At 59.0% G+C, this 24,976-nt stretch carries 18 protein-coding genes and 1 pseudogene; 10 read left to right on the top strand and 9 right to left on the bottom strand.

Annotation, left to right across the window (positions count from 1 at the left end; translation table 11 throughout):
• The first annotated feature begins 516 nt into the window (after window positions 1-516).
• The 5 genes from X728_RS158805 to X728_RS1000000167720 all read left to right on the top strand — a co-directional run bounded on the left by X728_RS158805 (window position 517) and on the right by X728_RS1000000167720 (window position 6,398).
• Window positions 517-1,617 (top strand): hypothetical protein, encoded by a 1,101-nt coding sequence (locus X728_RS158805; protein WP_031195063.1) that lies wholly within the window; start codon window positions 517-519, stop codon window positions 1,615-1,617.
• Complete coding sequence (locus X728_RS158810; protein WP_023830993.1) at window positions 1,607-2,053, top strand: hypothetical protein; 447 nt, start codon at window positions 1,607-1,609, stop codon at window positions 2,051-2,053. Before X728_RS158805 ends, X728_RS158810 begins: the two co-directional genes overlap by 11 nt.
• A gap of 29 nt (window positions 2,054-2,082) precedes the next feature.
• The gene (locus X728_RS1000000172060; RefSeq protein ID WP_023829607.1) at window positions 2,083-2,214 is read left to right on the top strand and encodes a hypothetical protein; all 132 of its coding nucleotides are present in this window, start codon (window positions 2,083-2,085) and stop codon (window positions 2,212-2,214) included.
• 496 nt (window positions 2,215-2,710) lie between these two features.
• Entirely contained in the window at window positions 2,711-4,441 is a 1,731-nt protein-coding gene (locus tag X728_RS158815) for an amidohydrolase family protein (protein ID WP_081732347.1), read from the top strand.
• A gap of 361 nt (window positions 4,442-4,802) precedes the next feature.
• Window positions 4,803-6,398: a glycoside hydrolase domain-containing protein gene (locus tag X728_RS1000000167720; RefSeq protein ID WP_023830991.1), complete on the top strand. Its 1,596-nt coding sequence runs from the start codon at window positions 4,803-4,805 to the stop codon at window positions 6,396-6,398.
• Between the two features lie 148 nt (window positions 6,399-6,546).
• Here the strand turns inward: X728_RS1000000167720 and X728_RS1000000170190 are convergent, their stop codons facing one another.
• On the bottom strand, window positions 6,547-6,855 hold the full coding sequence (locus X728_RS1000000170190; protein WP_155923848.1) for a hypothetical protein: 309 nt from the start codon (window positions 6,853-6,855) through the stop codon (window positions 6,547-6,549).
• Here X728_RS1000000170190 and X728_RS0134545 point away from each other — a divergent pair.
• The 5 genes and pseudogenes from X728_RS0134545 (at window position 6,827) to X728_RS158825 (ending at window position 13,261) form a co-directional block, all read left to right on the top strand.
• Entirely contained in the window at window positions 6,827-7,189 is a 363-nt protein-coding gene (locus X728_RS0134545; RefSeq protein ID WP_023830990.1) for a plasmid partitioning protein RepB C-terminal domain-containing protein, read from the top strand. The two genes, X728_RS1000000170190 and X728_RS0134545, sit on opposite strands and share 29 nt — an antisense overlap.
• Window positions 7,190-8,315: 1,126 nt before the next feature.
• Window positions 8,316-8,783, top strand: a complete 468-nt coding sequence (locus X728_RS0134540) for a hypothetical protein (protein ID WP_023830989.1) — start codon at window positions 8,316-8,318, stop codon at window positions 8,781-8,783.
• Window positions 8,780-11,742, top strand: a pseudogene (locus X728_RS1000000172235) (TrlF family AAA-like ATPase). The gene X728_RS0134540 and the pseudogene X728_RS1000000172235 overlap by 4 nt, the downstream one beginning before the upstream one ends.
• An 11-nt stretch (window positions 11,743-11,753) precedes the next feature.
• Entirely contained in the window at window positions 11,754-12,413 is a 660-nt protein-coding gene (locus X728_RS158820; RefSeq protein ID WP_155923937.1) for a hypothetical protein, read from the top strand.
• Window positions 12,392-13,261 (top strand): hypothetical protein, encoded by an 870-nt coding sequence (locus X728_RS158825; protein WP_023830987.1) that lies wholly within the window; start codon window positions 12,392-12,394, stop codon window positions 13,259-13,261. Before X728_RS158820 ends, X728_RS158825 begins: the two co-directional genes overlap by 22 nt.
• 278 nt (window positions 13,262-13,539) lie before the next feature.
• On the opposite strand, the gene X728_RS158830 is transcribed toward X728_RS158825, so the two are convergent.
• The 8 genes from X728_RS158830 to X728_RS158855 all read right to left on the bottom strand — a co-directional run bounded on the left by X728_RS158830 (window position 13,540) and on the right by X728_RS158855 (window position 24,973).
• Window positions 13,540-14,526, bottom strand: a complete 987-nt coding sequence (locus X728_RS158830; RefSeq protein WP_245266088.1) for a PAN domain-containing protein — start codon at window positions 14,524-14,526, stop codon at window positions 13,540-13,542.
• A 35-nt stretch (window positions 14,527-14,561) separates the two neighbouring features.
• Window positions 14,562-15,227 (bottom strand): PAN domain-containing protein, encoded by a 666-nt coding sequence (locus X728_RS1000000168500; protein ID WP_245266087.1) that lies wholly within the window; start codon window positions 15,225-15,227, stop codon window positions 14,562-14,564.
• 28 nt (window positions 15,228-15,255) lie between these two features.
• Window positions 15,256-16,443: a glycoside hydrolase family 3 protein gene (locus X728_RS158835; protein WP_023692438.1), complete on the bottom strand. Its 1,188-nt coding sequence runs from the start codon at window positions 16,441-16,443 to the stop codon at window positions 15,256-15,258.
• A 3-nt stretch (window positions 16,444-16,446) separates the two neighbouring features.
• The gene (locus X728_RS1000000168495) at window positions 16,447-17,379 is read right to left on the bottom strand and encodes a PAN domain-containing protein (protein WP_023692437.1); all 933 of its coding nucleotides are present in this window, start codon (window positions 17,377-17,379) and stop codon (window positions 16,447-16,449) included.
• Entirely contained in the window at window positions 17,376-18,119 is a 744-nt protein-coding gene (locus tag X728_RS158840) for a PAN domain-containing protein (protein ID WP_023692436.1), read from the bottom strand. The genes X728_RS1000000168495 and X728_RS158840 overlap by 4 nt, the downstream gene beginning before the upstream one ends.
• Window positions 18,120-18,180: 61 nt before the next feature.
• Window positions 18,181-19,134 (bottom strand): hypothetical protein, encoded by a 954-nt coding sequence (locus X728_RS158845; protein ID WP_023830985.1) that lies wholly within the window; start codon window positions 19,132-19,134, stop codon window positions 18,181-18,183.
• Window positions 19,131-21,836, bottom strand: a complete 2,706-nt coding sequence (locus X728_RS158850) for a virulence factor SrfC family protein (RefSeq protein ID WP_023830984.1) — start codon at window positions 21,834-21,836, stop codon at window positions 19,131-19,133. The genes X728_RS158845 and X728_RS158850 overlap by 4 nt, the downstream gene beginning before the upstream one ends.
• An 11-nt stretch (window positions 21,837-21,847) precedes the next feature.
• Window positions 21,848-24,973, bottom strand: a complete 3,126-nt coding sequence (locus tag X728_RS158855; RefSeq protein ID WP_031195053.1) for a virulence factor SrfB — start codon at window positions 24,971-24,973, stop codon at window positions 21,848-21,850.
• Between the last annotated feature and the right edge of the window lie 3 nt (window positions 24,974-24,976).

Here is a 24,976-nt window from a genome sequence, read left to right as displayed (position 1 = left end):
AGGTCGGCAACAGGGCGGTATCGCGCTGCGGCGGCGATGAATGCCGCACGGTGCACAGTTGGCTTAGTTGGGCTGTGTTGTGGGTCACTGGAGGCTGCACTGCTGAGAGCCTCACTTGACCAAGGCTGCTTCGCGCCTCATGTCGGTCACAGGCCCGGGCGTTACCATTCCCCGAAAGCGGACATTGCTGACGACGGCTACCCAAAGCGCATGGGCCTCGATCGACATTCATTCAAGCAACCGACAGATAGACACGCTACATTTTGAATCCAGCGCGTCTTTCAATTCCACCGTACCCGGATGCAACCAGCCAGTCCGTTCATGGTCTTTGCAGGGACCCCCGCGACTCCTGCGTGGCTCCCCGATCGCGTATGTGCCACAACGTGTTCGATGAAGTCCAGAGCGGTTTCGCAATGAATTCTGTGCGTTTCAGCTTGCTCAAAGCCGAACGATGCCGGACGATTTTCAATGCAGCCCGCACGCGGGGGTCATGACCATCCATGCTTGGAGCGCCTTATGGTTCGTCTCATCGGAGCTTTGCTCAGGTTTGCCATCGAACCGGCCTTTATCGAGCTGAAGGCAGCCCTACTCGCCTACTTGTTAGCGAGCGCCACCTGGAGCGCTGCGGCAGTAGCGTTTGCCGGGTTCCTTTTCATTGTATCTGTTCCAAATGCGGTAGCGATTTTTGAAGGGACCAAGTCCCTTTGGTCGATCTATTGGATAGTCCACAACTCCGACAAGAACTCAATCCGGACCGCAGACGTCATCCCCAACGAAGTTCTGGCGACAGAGTACGGCTACCTGCATAGAGCATTTAGGTCTGGACCGTTTGCGAAAAATGCGGGCAACATGAGAATACTTTATGATTCGACAGGTCGATTAATGGATTATCAATGCGGTTTTAACATGTTCGGAAACTCGTACTTATTTATCGGCAGCGACCTAAGTATGAAGACTATGCCGGTCTTGCAGAAATACCTTATGCTTCACGAAATCGCTCACGGATCTATGTTGGGAGGTGTCATATGGGTTGGCGCAAAATGGGTGATCTTGAGTGGAGTCGTCGCGTGCGTCTTTGGCCTCGCGGTTGCTAGACTCTCATGGTTCGGCGGCGCCTCCATAGCGCTGACGCTGCTTGTCGCATTTGTGTTTTCTCGAAAGGTCGTAGTCGAAAGCGCAGCCGAGACCTTCGCAGACGGTTATGCGCTCACTCATATCGCTCGCGAGAGTCCGGAGTTAGCGATGGCCTTGATTCGGAAACTTCTGGAGCGAATTGTCGATTCAAATAGCTTCACTTCGCAATATGATCGACTGATTAACAAATCCCGTGTTGCTAACCTCGCGGGCTATCTCAATAGACTAGAGCGGGGAATTTCCGTCGAGAAATTTGCCGGACATCGTCCGACAAATTGGCCGCACTATGCGTCAGCCTGCCTATTGTTCTTCTGGATCTATTTGAATGCCGATATCCATCGTCCCGCCACCGGACTGTTGGCTACAGTATTCGCCCTCCTCGTGATACTAACGATCTTCGCTCGCAATCAGGCCGTCCGGAAGATGCTCACGCTCGACACGGCCATCCAAAAAATGCTGGGAGAAAGTCACCATGCCATCTGAAATCGACCAATGTCTAGAGATTGTGAAGGCGTTGCGCCCTGAGGCGGCCAGTGCGATATCATCGCAGTCGCTCGATCGCCTCCTGACGGAGTTCTATGAGGGCGATCCGAAATTAGGCGAGGCGATAAAAGCACGCTCTGACCAGTACAATCCGAGGGCGCCGATATACCTTTTTCTCTATGAGATTGTTACGTTCTGCTCTGTCGTCTATTCCATATATGATGTTATCGATAAGGTAGATAAAATTACTGACATTATAGCCGATCGAAATATCCAGCTTAGTATCGTTGAGCGCGCTATAAAAAAACTCCGAAAATTTGGATTGTCTTATCCGGCTGACAAGCTGGAGCGGATCCTAGATGAGGTGCTGGACCATCTCACAAGGCCACAGCCGAGCAGCACGGGTCAAGGTGAACCACCCTCGGCAGCAACGTAGTCGATGTCCACTGGATCGGTGCCCTTGCCGTGTTCGAGGTCGAAGGGGGTGAAATCTACAACCGGATTTCTCAGTTGAAGAACATGGAAGAGGAGGCCGACAAGGCTGCCAAAGAGTGGCTGGAGCAGAGCGGCGACCGGCTTATGTTTCGGAATTGGTGACCCAGCGGGTCTGTCTGATAAACCTTTCCCGCTCTTTGAAGATATAGGTGAAAAGTTCCAACTTCTCGTCGGATAGGAGCGAATTGTCGCCCCACCGCTCATAGCGAGATCGGTCCGCTCGACGAACTGAGACCTGAAGTTTCTCATCTGCATTGGTGATGTGGCTGCGGACGATCGAGAGAAACTCGTTATGGGGGTAGTCGCCTCCAAACTCAATATCGGCGGTTGTTGTCTCTTAGATCCCGCGACTCCTGTTGTGGCACCTCAGGCGCGTACGTGCCACACCCCGTTCCGCGGTTCGCAGCGAAACTCTTGCTTTTATGCTCGCTCAATCTAGCCATTTTTGGGACCGCAGACGTTCATTCCCCCAAAGGCTGTGCATCGGCCCGCGTCAGGCGATTGTTCTCTATTAGAGCTGTGATGCTGGGCGATCGGACAGATCGACAGCAGGTCCTTTTTGACGCACATTACCTTGGGGAAACGAGGGGGCAGCCAAATGCGCAACTTGGTTGTGGATGCTGTGGGCATCCCAAATCGACGGATACTGCTACAGTGGCTGGGTGGTGCGGCAGCCGCCGCGATACTGCCCGCCTGCGTAACGCGACCGCTACCCCCGGGAATCTGCGTTGCAGATGGACGGGGCAACATCATTGATGTCCACTGCCACCTCTTCAACGCTTCGGACGTGTCAGTTGAAGGCTTTGTCAGATATGTCGTGCTCGGCGAGCACCGGGAAGAGATCATTCCGGACCTAAAAGTTGCCCGGGCGGGCGGTATTGTCGACGCGCTGGTTGTGTTGCTGGTTTTAATCCTCAGTGCCAATACGATTACCGCGAAGCGAGAAGCCGCCAATCTGCGCCGCCATCAGCCGATGGAAACACCCGAACACTTGGACAACCGCCAGACCGAGGCAGTGGCAGATGCACTGCTGACTCTTGATCAAAGCCAGCGCACGCCAAACAAGGTCGTTCAATCGATCGCCGGCGACCAGGCCGAGCCCGACTACTCTGATCTGCTCAACCAGATCTACGCCGAAGCCGGCGTTGTGACGGCCAAGGCACGTGGAGAGCCGCTCGACAAAGCCAAATCGGTTGAGGTGGCCCGTCAGCTAAAGGGCAAAGGTTCGAAAATTGCACGTTATATAGATTTCGCTCGTCTGCTGCTGGGCAGCCGTGAGGCCATCGCGCGGGAATATATCCGGGTCTTCGCAGACAAGCGCTGCGTGCAGATGATCACGCCGAGCTTTCTCGATATGCATCGTTGGTTGGGCAAGCCGCCAATCTCGTCCATCGCCGAACAAGTGGATGTCATGGATGCGCTTCAGGTTTCCATAGCGCAATCTACCGGAATGCACATGCACAGCATGGTGGGCTTCGATCCGCGCCGCTCGGCAGAAGACCGCGACGTTTTAAAGGTAGTCAAGCATGCCATCAACGACTGCGGCTTCGTTGGCGTCAAGCTCTATCCGCCGATGGGATTTCAGCCCATTGAGAACCGCAAGCTCGGCGTTCCGAAAGTACCAGAAGGCCCAAAAGGGGAGAGCATTGAACACGCGCTTATGGAACTATACGATTGGTGCGCGGCCGAAGATGTGCCGATCATGGCGCATGCGGAAAACAGCCTTGGTTCAGTTTGCGGCTATGGGCGTCGTGCAAGCCCCGAGTGGTGGCGCAAAGTGCTTGCCAAGCCGAACTATGCTCACCTTCGAATCAACCTTGCCCATTTCGGCGGCTTCGACGAAGCACTCGACATTGGGGGCAATGCCCCTCAGGGACTAAGATGCGAGGCAGATAAGTACTCTGGGCCAGTGTGGGAGGAAATTATCGGTGCGACGATCAAGGACGATGGTCGTGGCTTTCTGTTCGCTGATTTGAGCTATCTCAGCGAACTGACAATCCCGGATAGCCAAGAAGAAGAGCGCCCTGAGATCCGCCGCCGTTTGGAAGCGTTCCGTATCGCTTACGATCCAGACGTGCGCCACCTGATGTACGGCACCGACTGGACCATGATCGCCAAGGAACTCGACAACAACAACTATCTCGCAAATCTCGACGCGCAACTTCGCCTCGCCGGCTTCACGCCGGACCAGTTGCAGAATATCTACTGGCGCAACGCCGTCCGGTATCTGGGCTTGGGTCGCGGAGAAAGGACACGCGGTCGCTTGCAGCGCTACTGCGCCAAACGACACCTCCCTGACGCTTGGCTGATGGCCTTCGATGCAGGTTGAGCGCTTCAAATTGGATTTCGCGGAACATGTGGTTGATCATCTCGCGTATAGCGAACCAGCCGAAAGCCAACAATGCACTCGCAAGCGCAAGCAAAGGGCATAACAGAACAACCACAATGGGATCAGAAATTGGCCTCGGGTTGATGAATATACAACGCAGGATGCAATTTGCAGTCTCAAGTACCTCTTAGCTGTCTTAGTGCGCCGCAGCAAAATATGAAATTCTTAAGCAAATCAAATGGTTGGTCAATATTTCAAAATCCACTGAGAATGCATATCAGTGCAGTCGAGATGCATATCTTGACTTTCTAATGTGGCGAGTTCAGTTTGTCGTCGCCAATGTTAAGGGGGAGGATGAGTTATGGTAGCAGAGCTCGAGGGCCTCGATCTTGATATCTCTGAGTATGAATATGACGAATTTGTACTCGAGTACCAGAGATTGGGAGGGAAATTTCCGATCATAGATGCCAGCAGTAAAACGACAAATATCACTAAGTGCCTAAAGAAGGAGGGTATAAACACAGTCATACGTTATTATTGTCGCGCCTCACAGGGATCGTGGAAAATCATCAGGGAACCGGAAGCAACAAAGCTTATTGCGGAAAAGCTGAGCATTGCGGTCGTCCATGAGATCGGAACGAGCCTTTCGCTCTTTTCTTATGCATCTGGGAAGTTGGATGCCGACTATTCGATTAAGTATGGGCGTGAGGCGATCGGCCAGCCCAGCGGCTCAGCCATCTATTTTGCCATCGACTTCGATGTCAGCGAGTCAAGCATAATGCAGCGCATTGTCCCGTACTTTCAAGGTATCAGGGATTCAATGGCTGCTGCCGGCTCTATTTACAAAATCGGCGTGTATGGAAGTGGGCTAACTTGCTCGACGCTGCTCAAAAAGGGCCTTGTTGAGTTTACATGGCTTGCACAGTCCACTGGTTGGAGCGGTCATGGGGCCTTCAAAGACAGCAATCTTTGGAGCCTTCTGCAGAAGTACCCGTCCACTAACCTGTGCGGGATCGGCGTTGACTATAACGAAGCTCAAGGTGGCAAAGATTTCGGCGCGTTTAGCAGTCTTGCTGCTCTCGTAAAGCCAACTGCGGCGGCCGCTGACGAAGAGTGGGAAATCCTGCTCGCCGCGCGTGCACTACAAGGTCTCGATCCGGACATGGAAGCCCGCACCCTTTTGCTCATCCAGGAATGCGCGAAGCAGGGCGTCAAGATGGTGGCGTCCGGCGGAGTTAGAACGCCTCAGGTTCAGGCCAAGCTTTGGAAGCAATCGCGAAGTGCTACGCAGATCAAGGCGGCTGTTTCCTCCCTTCGGGCGCAAGGCGCGCCCTTTCTTGCAGATGTGCTTGAGCAGACGAGTGCACCCAAAGGGCAGCATGTGACGAACGCGCTACCAGGCATGAGTTGGCACCAATGGGGCGAAGCGGTGGATTGCTACTGGGAAGTCAACGGCAAGCCCGAATGGGATCCTGATGCCGTTCATGGCGGGGTCAAAGGGTATCACGTTTACGCCGACCTCGCCGAGACCAAGCAGATCGGGCTTAACGCAGGGGGGCATTGGTCGAGCTTTAAGGACTGGCCGCATGTCCAGCTCAGAAAGGCGGCAGGCCCTAAGAGCCTTTATACTGTTAAGGAAATCGATAAGCGTATGAAGGATCTGTACGGCGAGCGCCTCGACGTCGGACCCGACCTCTTCGAGCCGCATGAGGGCGGTTATGCACAGGCGGACGAGACTGGATTTGTGGAAGCATTCCGGAATGTCATAACCGATCTACGCGAGGCGAGCGGCACGGCCGTGAGCAACAAACCCTATTTGTTCCCGGATGGCATCTACAAGGTCGAACTTACCTTGGGGATAGGTGGAGGAGCTTCGTCGGAAGAGGGAGCAAACAACCCAAGCTTGGCAATTCCCGGGTCTGCCAAGATTATGATCTCCGGGATCAACAAAGAGTAGAAATCGCAAGTCGCGGGCGTCCTTGCGTCGCTCGCTCGGAGTAGCATCATGCCGCTCCTGTATCGATACCCGGAGATCGTGCCGTTCCTCGACGACACGGATGACTACGAGACGATGCGGCGGAGGCGCGCGTCGGCGACGTGACGTACTAGTCGTGACGCAGCGCGGGCTCCACGACGGGGGACAGGTGCTCTTCGAGCAACGCGAGGAAGGCTGGGTCGTCGTCGCCGGCGACACGATCGTGCGCATTACGGCCAAAGAGGAGCCCAAGGAAAAGCCGTCGATAGGTCGCCGAAAGAAAATCGAGGAAGAGGAAGTTTCGACGAGGGCTGCCGACGATATGGCGAGCATTGCGAAGCTCCTCCCGGTTGCCGTGGATAAGCTTTCGTCGAAGACGGGTCCTGACGGGATTGGAAATTGCCCGGCTGATGGTTGCTATGGAGCGGGTCACGTTCACGTACGCAAAGATCCTTGTCGCTTTTACGCCGCGCCCGCTGCTGGCCGAGGGTTTCGATCCGGCGATGATTGCCAACGTGTCTGAAGACCAACTGGGCGCGATGACGGCTGAACTTGGCGGGCTAAGCAGTGAGTTTTTAAGCGCTGTGGAGCGACGTGGCTCCGTGAGCCTGATACTGGTCGTGGCCAGTCGCTATTTTGACCGACTGATGGATAATGCCAGGGTAGTGCGATATCTGGCGCGCAATTTTCCGTGCGATTTCGAAGAGTTTCACAATTTGGCGATGCCGCGCCCAAATGAGTGGATTGGTGTAACCATCATACGTCCTGGCTAGTCCGCAGGCGCATGGCAGCGACGGCGGCTTTGCTTCGATGTCGAGGCGACGCGACTTTCAAATCGATCGATGGCAGGTAACTGCAATGCCATCGGTCCGCGTCGGGCCCCAAACCGGTCGTCAGATAGTTCTACAATTCGCGATCGACTGGGGTTCCCGGAAGCTTTTCGAACTTTCTGGGTCGCTTCGCAGTCCGAATTGCGGGTGCTCATGGACAAAGTAGGATACCAGATTCGGCTTTTGCATGGCTCTGGAAGGGATCGACCCCTTGGCACGTTGCGCCCGATAGCGCGACGGCACGACTTCCAAGTACCATGTTATGAACGGCCGCTTCGCGCCGCATGCCGGTCATTCAGAAACACGCCGCTTCTTTCGCTGCCATTGCGATGGTCGGTCGGGCGATCTCAGCTATCGACCCCGGCTCGCTACGTATGCATTTTAGCTATACGATAATGAACCAGTATTGTTTGCTCTGATACACTGCGCGCGGGCAACACGCCTAGGACTTTTTTGCTTCGTCTCCAACTATGGCTGTTGATCATGTCCGAACGAGCCACGAGCACAAAATCCAAGCTAACCATCCTGGAAACGGTCTATCCGCCGATTTCCAATCAGGAGGCCGTCTGGCTTCAAAATGATCCAGAGGTTGAGGCGCTGTTCAGGCAGAGCGACTTCTACGTGATCGCCGGTCGCGCCGAAGCCAAATACTTGAACCTCGTCATCGACCCCGACACCTACGTTATAACCTTCGACTTCGCGATTGGGGACGATTTCCGCGACCCCGTCGAGATCCGCATCCGCGACCTGCCGGCCGTTGGGCTATCGGAAGCCGAATCCTTTTGGATCGAAGCTGGCGAGAAGGGTATCAGGGTCTGGGACGGACCTATCGGCGAGCTCGGCTCTAACGTTCTGGAGTGGTTCACGACCGAGAAGTTGATCTGGAATCGGTCACTGGGGTCGCGCCGGTATCCAACGCTTCGATCGTTACCGCGAGGCCGCGACCTACGATCTCCTCTATGTCGGCATCGCCAAAGTCGGAGACAGCTTCGACCGTCTCATAAGCAATGGGCACAAGGCCCGCACGGCGATTCTTGGCAACGAGCCCCAGCGCTATCCCGGAGCGCGGGTGACCGACGAAGTCTATTTGTTCCTGTTCAACGTCCAGCCGCTGATCATGACGACCTCCGAACCGGAGCATGACTTCGAGAAAGAGGATTTCAGCGGCGCCTACGATCATAAGCGCATCGTCGCCGACGCCGAGAAGGCCTTCGTTAGCCTCCTGAAGCCCGATTACAATGTGGTGAGGTTCGCGAGCTACCCGAAGGGCACGGACGGCCTCAACGGCTCCGACTTCGTTCGCTACGGCTACGCGATCTGCGAGGCAGTTTCCTTCGACACGCCGCATGGGCGGATCAGGGGAAGCCGGGACGCAGCCACCGGCTTCATTACCAATGATGCTGACAGCATCTTCATCGAAGGAAACACCGTGAAGCTGTTCGTCTCGGGTGTCGACTTCCCGGCCGATCCGCCGCTGGCCGCAACGGACGCGGCTTCGCAAGTCAACCAGAAGGAAGAAAAACAGGGGGGTGTATGATCAATCGCGGTTCCGAATGGCATCGATGGGAGCCGCATATCCATGCGCCCGGCACCCTGTTCAACAACCAGTTCAAAGGCCCGAACGCCTGGGGCGACTATCTAACCAACCTTGAACAGGCGATGCCCGTTATCCGCGCGATCGCGGTGACCGACTATTATTGCGCCGACACCTATCAGGACGTCGTCCGGGAGATGAGGGAGAACGGCCGCCTGCCAAAGGTTGCGCTTGTTTTCCCCAATGTCGAGCTCCGGCTCGACGTGGCGACGGTGAAAGAACGCTGGACCAACATCCACCTGCTCGTCTGCCCCGACGATCCGAAGCATGTGGCGGAGGTGGAGCGATTTCTCAGCCGACTGAGATTCGAAGCCTTTGGCGACAACTTCGCCTGCACGCGAGAGGACCTCGCGAAACTGGGCCGGAAATCCAAGCCGGAGCTGAGCGACGAGCGGACCGCGTTCCGCCACGGGGCTTCGCAGTTTAAAGTCAACTTCGGGAAGTTGCGCGAAGAATACGGCAAGAGCGATTGGGCGAAAGAAAACATCCTGATCGCCGTCGCAGGGGCCGAAACCGATGGCACTTCCGGCATCCGGGATGCCAATGACGCAACCTTGCGGCAGGAAATCGAGAAGTTCGCGCACGTCATTTTTGCCAGCAGTCCGGCGCAGCGCGATTTCTGGCTGGGGCGGAAAAGCGGCGTCGGAGAGGACGTGCTTCGCGAGCGATACGACGGCTGCAAGCCCTGTCTGCACGGCAGCGACGCGCATGAGCAAGCTACCGTCGCCAAACCCGTGGGCGACCGCTATTCCTGGATCAAGGGCACGATGGAATTCGATGCGTTGCGCCAAGCCTATATCGATCCCGCCGGTCGGGCCTATGTCGGCCCTCATCCCCCGTTTCGGGCCACCCCCGCACGTGTCATTGCGGAGATAGAATTGATGGGTGCGGACTGGGCACAGACGCCTAGGCTCGCCCTCAATCCGGGTTTGGTCGCCATAATTGGTGCGCGCGGCTCGGGCAAAACCGCGCTCGCAGATGCGATTGCGGCGGGCTGCGACGCCACGGACGGCCGCTTGAGTAACGCGTCGTTTATCGTGCGGGCCAGTGAGCATCTCGACGGCGTCGGCGTCCGGCTGACCTGGGAGACCGGGGATCCATCTGTGCGCCCTTTGCTCGACGATGCCTTCGATCCGTCGCTCTATCCGCGGGCGCGCTATCTTTCACAGAAATTCGTCGAAGAGCTGTGCTCGGCCGACGGGCTCAAGGACGAATTGCTGAGCGAGATCGAGCGGGTCATCTTTGGAGCCCACAGCACGCTTCAACGCGACGGCGCGACCGATTTCGGCGAACTGCTGGAGCTGAGGACGACCGTGTTGCGCGACAACCGCAGCCGCGACGAGGACGCCATCGCGACCCTCTCCGACCAGATCGGGCTCGAACGCGAGAAGCAACGCCAGATCACCGGCCTCAGGTCGCAAATCACTCAGAACGAAGCACTGATCGCCGGCTACATCAAAAGCCGAGACACATTGGTGACCGTCGGCAGCGCGGAACGTATCGCGCGGCTGAACGCACTGACCGAAGCGGCCGATCACGCCCGGACCCAGATGCGGTTGTGGTCGCAGGAGAGCCAAGCCCTGCGGTCTTTGCAGAACGACGTGTCGGATTCCGGACCAACCGTGCGCCGATGGCGCTGCGGATGACCAAGCAGAACTTTGTCGGCGCGCATCTGGATGACAACGCATGGGAGGTATTCCGGCAGACCTACGCCGGGAATGTCGATGGGACATTGACCGAGCGCCTGGCCAAGGCCGAGCAGGCAACGGCCGGGTGGCGGGGTAAGGAGATGCCACGTAAGGCGAGCGACCAGGAGCCTTATGTAGCCGACGATGCCGACCTGATGCGATTGTCGCTCGGCGAACTTGAGGCTGAGATCGGCCGTATTCAGCGCTTCATCAACATCGATACCGACACCGCCAATCGCCTGCGAACGATAACCTCCAAGATCGGGGACGAGAACGCTGCACTAAAGCGCCTGAAGGAAGCGCTGGCGGATTGCGAAGGCGCCGCGGTGCGGACCACCCAACTTCAGTCCGATCGAGAGCAGGCCTATTTGCGAGTCTTCGTGTCCATCGTCGCGGAAGAGCAAGTGCTCCATGCGCTGTATCGCCCGCTCATGGATCGCCTCGCGCAGGCGTCCGGCACGCTGCGCAAATTATCGTTCTCGGTATCTCGCCATGCGGACGTTCATCGCTGGGCGACTGAGGGCGAAGGCTTGTTCGACAAGCGGCGCACCGGCCCTTTCAAAGGCGTGGGCACGTTGGAGACCTGGGCCAACGCGTTGCTGAAGCCGGCGTGGGAATCGGGCGATCCGAAAGCCGTAGCCGATGCGATGGTGGAATTTCGTCAGGCCCACCAAGCCGAGCTTCTCGATCTCTCCGAGGTGCCGCGATCACAGCAAGCGGATTACCGCTCCTGGTTGAGGCGGTTCGCCAAATGGCTCTATGGCAGCAGGCATATCGAGATCATCTACAGCATCGACTACGAAGCCGTTGATATCCGCAAGCTCTCTCCAGGCACGCGCGGCATCGTCCTGTTGCTGCTATATCTCGCCTTGGACGACAGCGATGACCGCCCGCTAATCATCGACCAGCCGGAGGAGAACCTCGATCCGAAGTCGATCTTCGACGAGCTGGTCGAGCTGTTCATCGCCGCGAAGAATGTGCGCCAGGTCATCATGGTGACGCACAACGCGAACCTCGTCGTCAACACGGATGCCGACCAGGTCATCGTCGCGTTTTCCGGCACGCATACGCCTGGCAAGCTGCCACCCATTCGCTACTTGTCGGGTGCTCTCGAAAGCGCGGAGATGCGCAAGCATGTCTGCGACATTCTGGAAGGTGGCGACCGCGCCTTCAAGGAGCGCGCACGGCGACTTCGCGTCCGTCTCGATCGATGAGGACGGACGACATGGAGAGCGAATTGGATTCCGTTCGCATTGGTCGCATCGGCGAACGGCAGTTCGAAGTGCTCTGCGAGCGCGCAGGCCTCTATTGCAACAAGAGCGTCGTCGACATGATGGGCTGGGATTTCATCGTGGAGTTCCCGATGGCGCCGGCCGGTCAAGCGCTACCTCTCGATCAACGCCCCACCAACGCCGCCCGGGTTCAGTTGAAGTCGACGCTCGGCCGTACCGGCAATCGTATCCGCCTCAGCCTGTCCGCCATCGATCGCTTGGCCAAGGACCCTCGGCCGGCGCTCATCGTTGTGTTTCGGCTGCGAGCCGACGGTGAACTCCAATCCGCTTATCTTGTCCACCTTGTTGGGAATGAGCTCGCGCGCGTACTCAGGCGATTGAGACTGGCGGAGGCTAGCAAGGCCCACGACATCAACCACACCGATATCAGCTACGATTATGAGAAAGTCGGGGTGCGCTTCGAGCCGACCCCCACAGGCTTATTGGCGGCCATAAGTGCAGCCTGCGGTCAAAATCCTGGCGCCTACACGATTGAGAAGCAACGGCAGCTCGCCGAACTTGGATATGAGAAGGGTCAGATCGAGGCCGAGGCACTTATCCAAATCGAGGGTGGGAGCATTTCAGCAGTCTATTGCTTGGCCTCGCGCCCTTGAAGCCGCACCGGCTCCGCGTGTTTGACAGCCGGTTCGGCATACGCCTTCTTTATCAGGGCACGCTGTTCGACGACATCGGACAAGCAGCGCGATTCGACGGCGAAATGTTCATCGGCCCTCCGATGGCCGAGCCGCATGGAGCAGAGCTTCTCATCCGCGTCCCAGACTTCATCATCCGGCTGACACGGCCGGCGCTCAAGTTCGAGAGCGTCGGCTCGATCGATGACACGGAGCATTCGCTGGAGGAATGGGCGGAGCTGCTTCGCGCGCTCACGCTCATGGCGACGGGGCGAGCGACCCTGACGATTGCCGGAAATGACCGCATCCCGTCAATTACCTTCCCAGTCGATCAACCCATAACCGGACCGTACCTCAAGGAGATTCCGCTGATCTCCGCATTCTTGGATGGGTGGCTTCAGCTCCTCACGAATGCAGGCCTTCGCTCCACCGCTAGATTCAAGTTCGATGCGTTCTGGGAGGCAAATGAAGCACGTATGGCGGTGGACATCCTGCTCAATCCGAAATCGCAGGCTCGCTTCGAGTTCCAGACCCTCGAGATTGAAGAACCGTCGTCGCCGCCCGAAGGCCTGTATTTCAGCAGCTCGTCGTTTGCCGACACCAGCATAACCTTCAGCGCGAAGGTCTTCTTCGAGCAGTCCGATGATCCGGAATGGCAGTATCGGTCGACCCGTTTCGAAGCTCTCGATGTCCGACCACAGGTCGATGACCTTGAAGAATACGGTAGGGAGCAGGCGACGGCCTGCGATCTAAGGCTCCTTATCGACCCCAGGAACATGACATTGGCGCCTCGGATGGATACGCCCCCAACACCCTCGCACCATGAGTGAGAGGCGGCAACGGGCGCATACGGGCTTCGTTCAAATAGTAGTCAGTCAACCAGCGTGCGAGCGTCGCTCCAGGCAGCGAGTAAGCTAACAGCGGATGCCGGGGGATACGTCCTCATATGGCCGCTATGAGCCAATCACAACCGGAAGCAGTCAGTCTGCTTGCGGCCCCAAGGCTGCCGGACCGCAATGCGCCCAATCTCAGTCATTCGATCGCCGGATCTCGATTCCGGGAGCTGCCGTTCGCCGACTTGGCCATGGATCCCTAGCTCACATTCTGATTAGTCTTGGCGTATTGCTCCGCTGTCAGTTCCCCGACTGCTTGAATATTCGCCCGGTTGGTCGAAAAGGACGCAGCGCTGCTGAGATTGGGTGAATCCGAAGGCGATGCATTGGTCCAGTGCCGAGCAGCCCCGTTCGCACTCGTTGCGAGAGCGGGCGCTCAGCACCCGGAACCCGTTGCCTGAAAAAGCCTTGCCGTTGAAATACTCGAAATAGGGAGCCGCACTCGACGCCGGCGGCATGTCATCTCCCGAGATAACGCCGCTAGTAGCGCGGGCGTTCATCAAAAGTTGGCCTTGTCGCTCCTTGAGAAAGCACTTTCTGTTCCACGCGTCGTAAGTGAAAGCCCTGCACCAGCTCTCCGAAGCTCGGCACATGGATTCACACTGTTCCACGTTGTCAGCTTGACGGGTCTCTGCGGCCTTACTCTTTATATCCCTGTTGAGGAAACGCCTGAAAGATCCGGATGGTGGCGCGACGGCCACCGCCTCCTCTTCCAACTCGCCAGGCTCCGGCGGCGGTTCTGCAGCCTGTGGAGAGGCAGGTGGATTGACTGGTGGATGATAGCCAGTGACCAGACTGCGAGTGCCGGCCGTGTGTCCTTGGCTTTCCTGCGCGCCTGCTACGCTCGAGAACAGCCTGCAGACGCCGCCATGCGACGAATGATCAAAGCCCGCGCACCCCGAGCGCGCGGAACAAAGCTTGCTGCAGGCCTCAAGCGGCACGCTGACCGTGGCGCTGACCGCCCCGTTCAGGAAGGTCTGCGGGTAGCGGAAGAGCTCCTGGGCCGATTGCGCGTTTGCGGGCCGACCTCCGGCCGGCGGAACAACAGCAGCCGCAAATGCGACCACAAACCCTATCAGTAGTCCAACGGTTCTGCCGCTTAATTGCCGAATGCGATCAGCAAACCTCCGCGGGCACGCAGGATGCATGTCCGATGGTGGCTCGGACACTTGGAGCACCTGCGGATTGTTCATCTGTGACATTGGTTGCCTTTCTCCGCCGCTTTCCGAAGAGAGCCTCAAAAGCTTCCGGGACCGCTCAGCGGACATTTCCGGGATGCGAGAACCGAGAAGGTCCCAAAATGGTTGTTGCAGATGCGGAACTTAGACGGACGTGCCCTCGACGCCGAGGAGGTCGGATCTGGTGAGGCCGCTTTTGACTTTGCTGCCGGCCGCTGACTTGTCGCCTCTCGTTGTTTTTTACGTCTTGGTTTCGCTCGGACGATCGCCGCAGGCTTGCCAGTCTTTTGCGATGTGGCGCTTTTCTGCTTCGTCGCTTCCGCTTCCGACGCACCCTGGCTCGGCTGCGATGTCGGTTGAGCTGCGACTGGCGGATTGGCTGGCGGACGGTAGCCCATGACGAGACTGCGTGTTCCGGCGATGTGTGGCGGGCTCTCACCCGCGCCAGCCACGTTCGCGAACAGCCGACAGAAACCGTCGGACGACGAGTAGTCGAAGCCGATGCATCCCGAACGCGCGAAGCAGAGGTTTCTGCACGACTTCAGCGGCACGCTGACCGTCGCGCTGACGGTACCATTCAGGAGGGTTTGTGGATAATTGAAGAACTCTCCTGTCGACTGCGCGTTCGCTGGCAGAATCCCCGTTGGCGGCACGACAGCAGCAAGCGCGCCCGCAAGTCCCAAAAGAAGTCCCGCCATCCCGCGACGAAGACCACCTGCCAGCATGTTTCCTCCTCGCCTGCTCAGCCTCGCGCTACCGTTCCTGTAAAATGGTCGTGTCCTCGGAAACGGCCGGTGCGAGCTTCCTTTTCAGGCGCATGATGTTCTCGTAGGATTTCTGTATCCGCTCAAGCATTTCCGGGTCCTTGCGCGCTTCCTCGGACAGGAGGGCGGCAACTTTTTCCGGGACCAGGGGGTCTGGATGTTTGTCGTTGGCAAATATCAGGATGTCGTTCCCTGCCAAAACGGCTCGGCGCACCGAGTCCTCAAAGGTGATGGTGTCGGTAATGGCCTGCATCTGCATGTCGTCGCTGATAACCACGCCCTTGAAGTGCATCTTGTCCCGCAGCAGCCCGGTTAACGTCGCGCGGGAAAGCGAGGAGGGGATTTGGGCCGAAAAGGAAAGCTTGTTATTTATCACATGGGCGGACATGACCATGTCGACATCTCCCGACGCGATCAGGTTCTTGTAGGGGAGAAGTTCCTTATCGCTCCATGTCTTGGAAACGTCGGCCATGCCCTTGTGGCTGTCCTTGGTGCTGGAACCGTGCCCAGGGAAGTGTTTCAAGACCGTTAGCACTCCCTTCGCCCGATGCGCTTCGACGAAAGCCTTCGCGTATGCCTCGACCGTCTGCGGATCGGCGGAAAAGCTCCTGCCAAGCTTGCCAATGATGGGATTTGCCGGGTTGACGTTGACATCGACGACGGGAGCCAAGTTGAGGTTGAATCCCAGATCCGAGAGAGCGGAAGCGAGGTCCTGGTAAATCACGCTGGCCTCGTCTGGACTCATGGACTTAGCCACAGTCGCCTCGCTCGGCGTCTCGTTGAACCCCATGGCTCCAGTGAACCTCTGGATACGGCCGCCCTCCTGGTCGACAGCGATGAGCAGCGGGCTTGCCGCGAAACGCTGCAGGCCCTCGTTCAGTTGCCGCACTTGCTTCAGGCCGTCGATATTGCGCCCCAGATAAATGACGCCCGTGATCTTTCCTTCCTCCGCTTGCCTGACGACTCTCGCGTATCCCTCGGCACCGGGCTCGCTGCCGACAAAGCCAACCAGCACCATCTGCCCGATCATCTGACGCAGCCTGGCGTCTTCGATTATGCGATGCAGGTCGACGTTTGGGATGCGGGCTCTCGGCACTGGGGGGTCAGCCTTCAGCGGTGAGGAAAGGCCAAAAAAGGCGCAGGCAACAGCGGTGAGAAATGCGATCCGCGGCGGCATGTTTTAGTCCCTCGGAGCGACGGGATGTACAAAGTCGGGAGTGACCGTCCGGCTGTTTTTTCGCGCCGACGTCATGCCTTTTCGCCGCACCGGGTACAGGTTGGTTCCCTGGACCAGGAAACATCGGTTGGGTCTCACGGTCACCCACGTAAACCCACCGCATCCACCGTCCGAGTGACATTGCCCCATGCATTCCTGATAGGAGATCGCAGGCGATTCCATGCCGTTTCCAATGAAGCCGCTCAGGGTGAAAAGCTCCCAGTCGGCAGTCAAGGTCGGAGGAGGGGCCGATGGTTTAGCCTTGAAATAGAGGCCGGACCGTCCCAAAGGGTAGGATTGCACGAAATCGAAGCCCGATTTTAAAAAGCATCGATTCACCTCCTGATTGTAGGTGAACGCCCGGCAGGAGGTTCGGCTGTCACACAGAGCCGAGCAGCTTTCGGCGTTGGGCGCATCGATGCCTTTTGACACGAGATCGCCCCCCCAAAGGTCAACCCCGCTGAAGGACGCATAGTACCAGGACTCGGCATTGGCGGGATCGTGATAGCCTGGAATCCGCTGGCGGGTGCCGCCGGTCGAGAGCGGGTCAGGTTGTGCTGAGGCGACCGCTGGAAACAAACGGCAGAGGTTGGTTGAAGAGGAGTGATCGAACCCGGCGCAGCCCGAACGCTCCAGGCAGATTTTCCGGCAGTCGTCCAAAGGTCGCCGGAACTCGGCACTGGGGGTTCCCCTCAATGCGGTCTCTGGATATTCGAGAAGTTCGCCTCCTGACGCCTGCGCCAATGCCTGCGTAGCAATTCCAGGCATCGCAAGCGAAAATGTCAGCAGAAACGCCGCCGACGCTGTTCCGACCACGCGCAACCAATGCCGCCTCCGCTGCATTCCGCTTCCCTTGGCCCAACCCATGAAACCGATATGTAAGAGCGGTTGGGTCAAGGACTGATCGACCCTTCGCAGTAGGTGGTGCGAAGGAAATTCTCGTATGCGTTGGCGTGGTTCGAGCCCGTGTCGCTAGCGTCGACGCAAAGCGAGCTCAGCAGGTTGTTGGCTTGCGCATTGCCCTCTAGCGCGAGTTCGAAATACGAACGCGCCGCCTTATTGGAGTCGATCGCGTCCACGCGGTCCGGCGCGAAGGTCCTTGGATCATACCATTTCGCCATTTCGAGCTTCGCGTCCTGGTTGCCTCTCTGCATTGCGAGATTGATCGCCTGCAGCCCGACGCTCCGGTCTCCGCGCTTGAAAGCCTCCTCGCTTAGCGCGAAGAGTTCATGGCCGTCAGTGTCGGTTTCCTTGAGCTTCGCCAGCCTGGCTGCAAGCGGAGGATTTGTCGGGTCGGTGTAATTTGAAAGCAGGCTGCGCGTCGCAGCGGTCGAACCCACGTTCACGCGTCCGGCGCCCACGCTCGCGAACAGGCGGCACTCGTCCTTTTGAGAATGGTCAAACCCCTGACATCCCGAACGCGCCTCGCAGAGTTTCCGGCATTCTTCTATCGGCTTGGAAAACTGGGCGCTGACGATCCCGTTCAGCAGAGTGTCCGGGTAGTTGAAAAGCTCGTTCGCCGCGGAATTTTCCTGTGCTCCCGCTGACAGGGTCATGCCCAGCAAGATTGCAGCAGCCATAGCCGCCATGTACCCCCTGAAGTGGAGGAAATACTTGTCGAAGCTGCTCTTCAGCATGCCATTGTCCCTCTGACGGTTCCATAGGCGGCGAATTGCCGGACCTTGTGATTTTCAATCATTATTCCAGCGTCCCCTCGCAATAAGTGTCCTTCAGGAACCCATTGAACCCAAGGTCTTGAGGAGAACTCGCGCTCTTTGCGCAGAGGGAGCGGAGCATTTCCCTGGCCGCTGTCTCGCCTTCTACCGACAGTTCGAAATAGGCCCTCGCCGCCCTGTTCGCATCCGGTCGATCTGCTCTGCTGGGCTCGAAGGAGCTTGGATCGTACCAGCGCGCAATCTCGAGTTTCGCGTCCTTGTTGCCCCGCTCCATCGCAAGATTGATCGCCTGCAAGCCGATTCCGCCGGCGCCTTCCCGGTATGCCTCGCCGCTTAGGGCGAACAGCTCAACGCCGTTAGTGTCCGTCAGCCTCAGCCTCTCGAAACGCGCGAGCAAAGGCTCGGGGTTGTTGAACCAACCCCTGCTGTCGGCAATGTAGTATCCTCCCCCTGCCAGAAGCAGCGCCAACGGGATCAGTAGGTACAAGAACCGCCTCTTCTTTGGCGGCTGGGCCAAAGGCTGGGGTTTCGGCTCCACCACCCGTGGCAGCTCAACAACCTGTTCGAGGGCCTCTTCAAGCTCCCGTTCTATAGCCTGAGGAATGGACATCTTGAAAGGGGTCAGTTCCTGGGACCAAGCTCCCGGGCTGGGTGGGATCGGCGGCCAGAAGGCGCTCCCCTCAATGTCATGGCCTTCGACTTCGATCTTCACCTGCAGGTCGACCGGGATCTGGTCGCAGACCTCGGGTCCGACGACCAGCGTGGCCGAATTCGCGCCGCGGCTGACGACCGCTGCCTCTACGGTTGCGGGACGCGCCTGCCATCCGGCGGCGCCAAGATAGGGAGCGTCCTTGGACTTGCGCATGATCGACAGTCGCAACCCCGGAGAGCTGCCTAGTTCCTGCGGGAACGTGATCAGGGCATGCCCGAACAGGCGCGTCTCGTCCTCGCTGACTTTGACCGCAACCTTGTTCATCGAGCAGTCCCAACGGGCGCACCAAGCAGCGGCGCGGACTCATCGAGCGCGTCCAGTATGGCCCTCAGGCGCTCGTTCTCCTCGACGTTTATAATGATCCCTTCGCCCGAGAGGACGTTGTCAGTAACCACTTGGTGGAAGGCGTACATCCACTCCGAGAGCGCGAGGTAGGAGAAGTTCCGCCGCTCCACCCCAAGCCCGTCGCAGTCTGAAACGCTCGGACGGCGGGCAAAAACCCTAACTTCACCGTTCTCAGTGCCGTCAGGAGCCAGAGGCCGCTTGTTCTCGGGCATCGCGTCGAAGCCAAGCGTGCTGACGAAACGGTTGATGTGGCTCGTGGCAAGAAAGCCAGCCTTCTCGAGCAGGATGTCGGACCTTTCGACTGAACTTCCCGAGAGCTTGGCAAGGTCCCTGGCTATGCGCTCTTCGAGCCCCGATCGCCGCGCGGCAGATGTAAGCTCGGCGACCAACTCGCTTGCGGACTCTTGCCCGAGGCCAATGGCCTGCAACGCATTGTCGTTTCTCGCGAGTGCGAAAAGGCCGTCCGTCCAATGCCTGATGGCTGACCGGGCGAGATAGGCTTCGCGCGGCAGCGCTTTCTGCGAAACCGACTCCCCGGAGGAAACCACGGCCGCGGCCACCTTCTTCTTGCTGCCGGGCAATGGAGGGGCGCCGGGCCGCGGAGGCGCCGGTCGCTTCTTCGCCGCGGCGTCTGTCCGTCCTTCGGAACCTTCCTCCGGCGCGTTCTGCCGCTTGAGGCGGTTGCCGTACTCGATGTGAAGGTGTTCGGAGATTCCGTTCTGCGATATCTGCAGCATCTTCATGGCGGTCCCGAACTGGTCCCGCTCCCAAACCTCGGTGAAGTTTGCGAGAATCTGGTCCGAGACTTCCCGACGCTCGGCTATCCGCTTGTTGATGTCGCTTTCGATGAAATACGGAGCGAGCACACGGCGGATATCGTGGGCTATGTCCCCGACGCGGCCTCGTATCTGTGAATACTTGATGTCGGGACGACAGATGGCCGCGAGGTTCTCCGCCAGATAGCTTACGCCGCCATCGTTCAGCCTGAGGGCCTCGTCGAAGGCCTTGGCCGGCTCGCGGAAGTGCTGCTGAACTTCACTGACCTGAAGATACGCCTCGCGCAGCGCGGCGACCTTCGCGACCTTGTCGGGCAATATCTCGGTCTCCACGCCGCCTTTGTACTTGATCAGGGACTCTGCCTTGAAGTTCGGGTTGCGCAGCCAGTAAGAGTTGTTGAAAGGCCTGTCCGGCATCCATTCGAACGGCCACTTGTGGGCCTTGCCGAAAAAGCGCGTTAGCGAGGCGCCCAGGCGCGCGCTGAAACGATCCGCCAGGCTCTGTCCTTCCTCGCCCGCCTTTTCGCTGAAGTGCATGTCGAACATCGTCAGCACCAGGAACAGCGCAGTCTCGGTCCGGGCCCGATCGAGCGGGCTTTCCCCGTGCGAGGTTCTGATCCAGTCGTCGATCATGTCGGGAAGGGTCGCGACGTCCTGGTTCGAGGGCTTGATGCACAGCAGCATGCTCGAAAGCTCCTGCTCTGCAACGTAGCGGTCGAAGAGGTAGGCAACCTTGCCCCGGACGAAGAGTTCCTTGAGCGCGTCGGGGTTGCCCTCGATGAAGGCCTGAAGGTCCACCTTCTGCCTGCTGCGAGCGCCCGGGAAGTCCAGGAGGTCTGTGTGCTCGAAGAACGGCCATGGCTGTTCCGATATCGCAATCCGGAGTTCAGCCACCAATGCGGCGATAACGGGTCTCGGCAACGAAACCGTCGATCCTTTCATTGGCCGGATCAGCAGCTCGTCCTGGCCGGATTTTCCGAGCCCCCGCAGCGTCTCGACGTCTATGATGCTGCTTTCCCGGGGAACCAGCGCCTCGACAGGGCAGTAGGCATCCTTGGCGAACCCAAGGCTCTCAAGGGCGGTGACGAGTTCGACGAAGAGATCGGTAAATTTCTGCAGACCGCCCCATAGCACGGAAAAAAGGTCGCCGCGGTCGGCAATGGAAAGCCGGGAGCCAAGGAAGGCCGCTTCCTCCCAGTAGGCCCCTAGCGTCTCGATGTTCGGCAACCCGGCGAACTGCTTCTCGAAATACTCCTGGAGGTCCCACACGTCCTCCTCGGCCAGGCCATCCGTCGCTGCCTGCGGCATAGCCCGGCTCTTCGCCCTTTCCAGGGTGGACAGGACGGTGTCGGAAGTCAGCGGCGCGCGTTTCTTCGCGTCTCCGTCAAGGAAGAAGCTGTTGCCCAGGACCTTGGCCACGTCCGTTTCGCTCAGCATCCTCAGCACAACGGGCGCGCCGGGCGGACTTGGCTCTTCTCGAACCGAAAAGCGGGTGACAAGCCCGGTCGACTCCCGATCGCCACCGGGGTTGATCTCCCGGATGAAATCGACCTCCCGCCCGAGATCGCCGAAGCGAGCCATCAAGGGCGCGCTTCCATTGCGGGCCAGGACGGACACAAGATAAGACTTGCCAGCCTGGCTGGGGCCGAACACCCCGACGCACATGGGGCGGTCTATGGCCAGCATCGCCTTCCGGGTGGCAACGATCGACTTCTTGAGCTGCTGCTCGGCGCCCGAGCGCGTGCTGCCGACCCGCTCCGCGTTTGCTGAGGCTCCGATCCAGACAAGGCCCTCCTGCGCCGATTTCAGCGCCGTGTCGCAGGTCTTCTTCAACTCTTTACGCATGCCTTCAGCTTTCACTGGATGGAGATAATTCCGGTATCGAGCCAGTAGCCGTCGCCCGCCTCGACCGCGAGCGTGTCCAGCTTCAGCTCCATGATGCGCTTGACCGGAGAGCCGTCGGCGTCCTCCGCGTCCTGAACCACGAACTCCTCGCGGGTCGCCTCGCTCGTAAGAAGCGCGATCTCGTTCGCCTCGTCGTCTTCCGGCACCTGCACATTGCGCGCGATCGTGACGCGGACCGGCTTTCGCACGCTCCGCGCCGATCGCGTCTGCGCGGTGGTCAGCTTGTAGAGCGGAGTCGCCACCCAGCGCTCCAGTGGAAGCTGCCTGAAGCCAATGCGAAGCGGGCTGTGGTAGTCGAATTCCGCCTCGGCTTCCGCCGTTGCGGCATCGAGGTCGATGTCCGAGAAAAGCAGGGTTTCGTCCGGCAGCACGGAGCTGCCCTGAAGCCGACCGATGTACCGGGCCGTCGACTTCATCCGGAGGTACTGGGAATAGAGGGTGAAGTTGGTGATCTGCCGTTCCGCGAGCGCGCACAGCATTGCGCCCACGACCGCGGTCGTCTTTGGATCGTCGATGTGCGTGTTGCTGACGCCCCGGAAGGGATACCACGTGCCGACGCGATAGTCCTTGATCGGAATGACGCGGTCAGGCCGGACCGACATCTTGTTCATGAACAGGCTTATCATCTGTGGCAGGCGCATCGGCCGCCCGGTCAGCAGCACCACGTCAGCGTCCAGATGGTTGATCGCTTCCGCGATGTTGTCGAACACGCCGTCGAAGATCGACAGGACGCACTCTTCGACCGCCAGCGGGTCGACTGCTATGTCGCAGTCGGAGACCGTGAACTCTCCGGCTCCCAGAGCCCCTATGCTGTCCTTGAGATATCCGAGGATGCGCGCGTCAACCGGAATGTCGCCTCCGGCCGTCGTTCGTCCCCCGGTCTCGAAGAAACTGCCTGCCTTCCGGATTTCCGTCTTGCGGCTCGTCGCAGGCATCGCTTCGCATTCGGACAGAACCGCGATGGCGATTGGCTGCAGAACCTGCAGAACGAACTGGCGTCGCAGGTGCTTTTCCTGCTCGGACATGTTCGGGTTGTCGCCTGCGAAGCGGTCCTTGAGATAGTTCCGCGCGTTCGGGAGGCCCGCTTGAGCCAGGCCTTCCTCGAGCCTGGGTATGACAAGCCGCTCGATAACCACCTTGAGGAGGTCGTCCCCCGCGATACGGAATCCCTCCCGAAAGTTCTGGTCGGGGAAAAGGGCGACATTGTCGGTTTGAAAATAGGTCGTAACCATGAGGTCGGTGGTGCCGCCGCCCACGTCGACGCTGGCGACGCGCAGGGACCGTTCGAGCTTCTCCTTGGCCTTGGACGCCGGGAGCGCCTTCGGCCTCTCCCTGTCCTTGCCGAGCATGTCGAACAGCGTCCTGATCGACCCGCCCAGCTTGTGCACGGCCTCGCCGTAGAGATAGACCAGATGAACTGAACTCGCCTCGTCCCAGGAGCAGTGGATTTCCGGACGCTGGCTGTTTATGCCGCTGTCGCTGTCGCCCCATCCCGACAGGGACCAGAGAAGCTTGACCGCGGCTTCTGCGCGCGACCGCAGGATGCGCTGCTCCTGGATCGGGGTCGCTGACGGGATCGTCAGGATGATCCTGCGCAGGCGTCGCGGAGAATCTTTGAGTCTTCTCTCCCGGCGGGTGCCGGGGTTGTTCATCATCGACATCGCCTGCGCAATGATTTCGACAAGCATGAACGTGAAGAAGGACGACCTCGAGAAGCAGAAGCGGCTCGCCGTCTGCAGTTCGCTCTCTTTGACTTTCAACCTGAACTGGCGCCTGTCGCTCTCGAGCTGTTCGAGGACGTCGCCACGGTCGTTTATGAAGCGGTACATGGAGCGCTCGATCAGCGGCTCGGTTCCCGCATGGCCCGCCGAGGCCGAGCGGAACTTCCACTCCTGGAGAACCGGATCGGAACTCCACAGGTACCGCTTCGGCGAAGAAAGCCCCGTGGCCGCCTCGGTGCCTTCCGACTCCCCGCGCAGGCGGGAGGCCTCGGGGCCGATGCGGAGCAGGCTTGGCCAAAAGAATGCCCGCGGTCGGCCTGACCGCCTGGCGATGTCTTCCGCTCCGAATTCCCCGGCCACCAGTTCGCACTGGCTTTCGAACGGATCGCGATAGACGAGTTCGGGCTTGGAAAGGTCGCGCAATTCCAGCACGACGGAGTTGTTGAGGTCGACGTTCACGTCGTCCGGGAACGACTGGATCAGAAGTCCGCACGACCGCGAGTTCCCGATGTCGAGCACCAGGTCGACGTCGACTGGATGGACGTTCCTGTTGTCGCTGACCGTGTCGATGAGGGTGACGCGAACGGGCTTGATCACGCTGGCGAGAAACTGGACGAAGGTTATGTAGCGGGCGAGGTGCTCGAACTGGAAAGGAAAGTCATCGGGCCTCAGCTCCTTGCCCTTCCTCTGAAGCTTCTTGAAGGAGTGGAGGATGTCCCTCAGCCAATCGTCCAGCCATTTCTGGGCGTCCACGGGCCCTTGTCCGGGAACGTCGACCTTATGGGACAGGAACGAGATGACGTCTGGAAGCTGGCTGACGAACCGGAACGATTCTGTCCGCATCGCGTCTTCCGGACAGGGCGCGAGATAGGGACGGTTCGTCTTGCGGGGCGCAAGCGAGCTGTCGAATGCGAAGATTGCCCTGTGCGTTCCCTTCCGGTCGCCATGGGCGTTCCTGGTTTCCGTAACCCTTACCCGGACCCAGTCGGTCGGGCCCTGTGCGTAAATTTCGTTGCCCAGCGAGTCCTTTCCGGGTTCGATCTTGAAGAACGGCACCGGAACCCAGCGGTCGAGGAAGGTCTCGAGCGCCCTCGACTTCGCGATGTCGTATACCACGTCGTCGCCACTCGGGGGATACGGCGGCTGGTCAGAGTCGGGGTCGTCATCGTTCCAGTTCGGAAGCAGGCGGATCAGCGTCTTTCCATCCGACCCCGTTTCGCCCGGCGACACACGCTCGATGAACGACCTCGTAAGACGCGGCGAAGCGTCGAAGTCAAACCCGAACTCGACGAACTGGATGCCGCTGTCCGGCACCAGCGTGAAGCCGTCGCTGAAATCGGCGAGGTTGGTCAGCATCGA

This window comes from Mesorhizobium sp. L103C119B0, assembly GCF_000502235.1.
GTDB lineage: Bacteria > Pseudomonadota > Alphaproteobacteria > Rhizobiales > Rhizobiaceae > Mesorhizobium.
The sequence above is the reverse complement of the archived record's forward strand: the minus strand, read 5'-3'. Positions and strand labels throughout refer to the sequence as shown.

Bases quoted from the DNA above. Each gene is read 5' to 3' on its own strand.
- X728_RS158805 (WP_031195063.1), top strand. From the start codon at position 517: ATGGTTCGTCTCATCGGAGCTTTGCTCAGGTTTGCCATCGAACCGGCC.
- X728_RS158810 (WP_023830993.1), top strand. From the start codon at position 1,607: ATGCCATCTGAAATCGACCAATGTCTAGAGATTGTGAAGGCGTTGCGC.
- X728_RS158815 (WP_081732347.1), top strand. From the start codon at position 2,711: ATGCGCAACTTGGTTGTGGATGCTGTGGGCATCCCAAATCGACGGATA.
- X728_RS1000000167720 (WP_023830991.1), top strand. From the start codon at position 4,803: ATGGTAGCAGAGCTCGAGGGCCTCGATCTTGATATCTCTGAGTATGAA.
- X728_RS0134545 (WP_023830990.1), top strand. From the start codon at position 6,827: ATGGTTGCTATGGAGCGGGTCACGTTCACGTACGCAAAGATCCTTGTC.
- X728_RS158820 (WP_155923937.1), top strand. From the start codon at position 11,754: ATGGAGAGCGAATTGGATTCCGTTCGCATTGGTCGCATCGGCGAACGG.
- X728_RS158830 (WP_245266088.1), bottom strand. From the start codon at position 14,526: ATGTCACAGATGAACAATCCGCAGGTGCTCCAAGTGTCCGAGCCACCA.
- X728_RS1000000168500 (WP_245266087.1), bottom strand. From the start codon at position 15,227: ATGCTGGCAGGTGGTCTTCGTCGCGGGATGGCGGGACTTCTTTTGGGA.
- X728_RS158835 (WP_023692438.1), bottom strand. From the start codon at position 16,443: ATGCCGCCGCGGATCGCATTTCTCACCGCTGTTGCCTGCGCCTTTTTT.
- X728_RS158840 (WP_023692436.1), bottom strand. From the start codon at position 18,119: ATGCTGAAGAGCAGCTTCGACAAGTATTTCCTCCACTTCAGGGGGTAC.
- X728_RS158845 (WP_023830985.1), bottom strand. From the start codon at position 19,134: ATGAACAAGGTTGCGGTCAAAGTCAGCGAGGACGAGACGCGCCTGTTC.
- X728_RS158850 (WP_023830984.1), bottom strand. From the start codon at position 21,836: ATGCGTAAAGAGTTGAAGAAGACCTGCGACACGGCGCTGAAATCGGCG.
- X728_RS158855 (WP_031195053.1), bottom strand. From the start codon at position 24,973: ATGCTGACCAACCTCGCCGATTTCAGCGACGGCTTCACGCTGGTGCCG.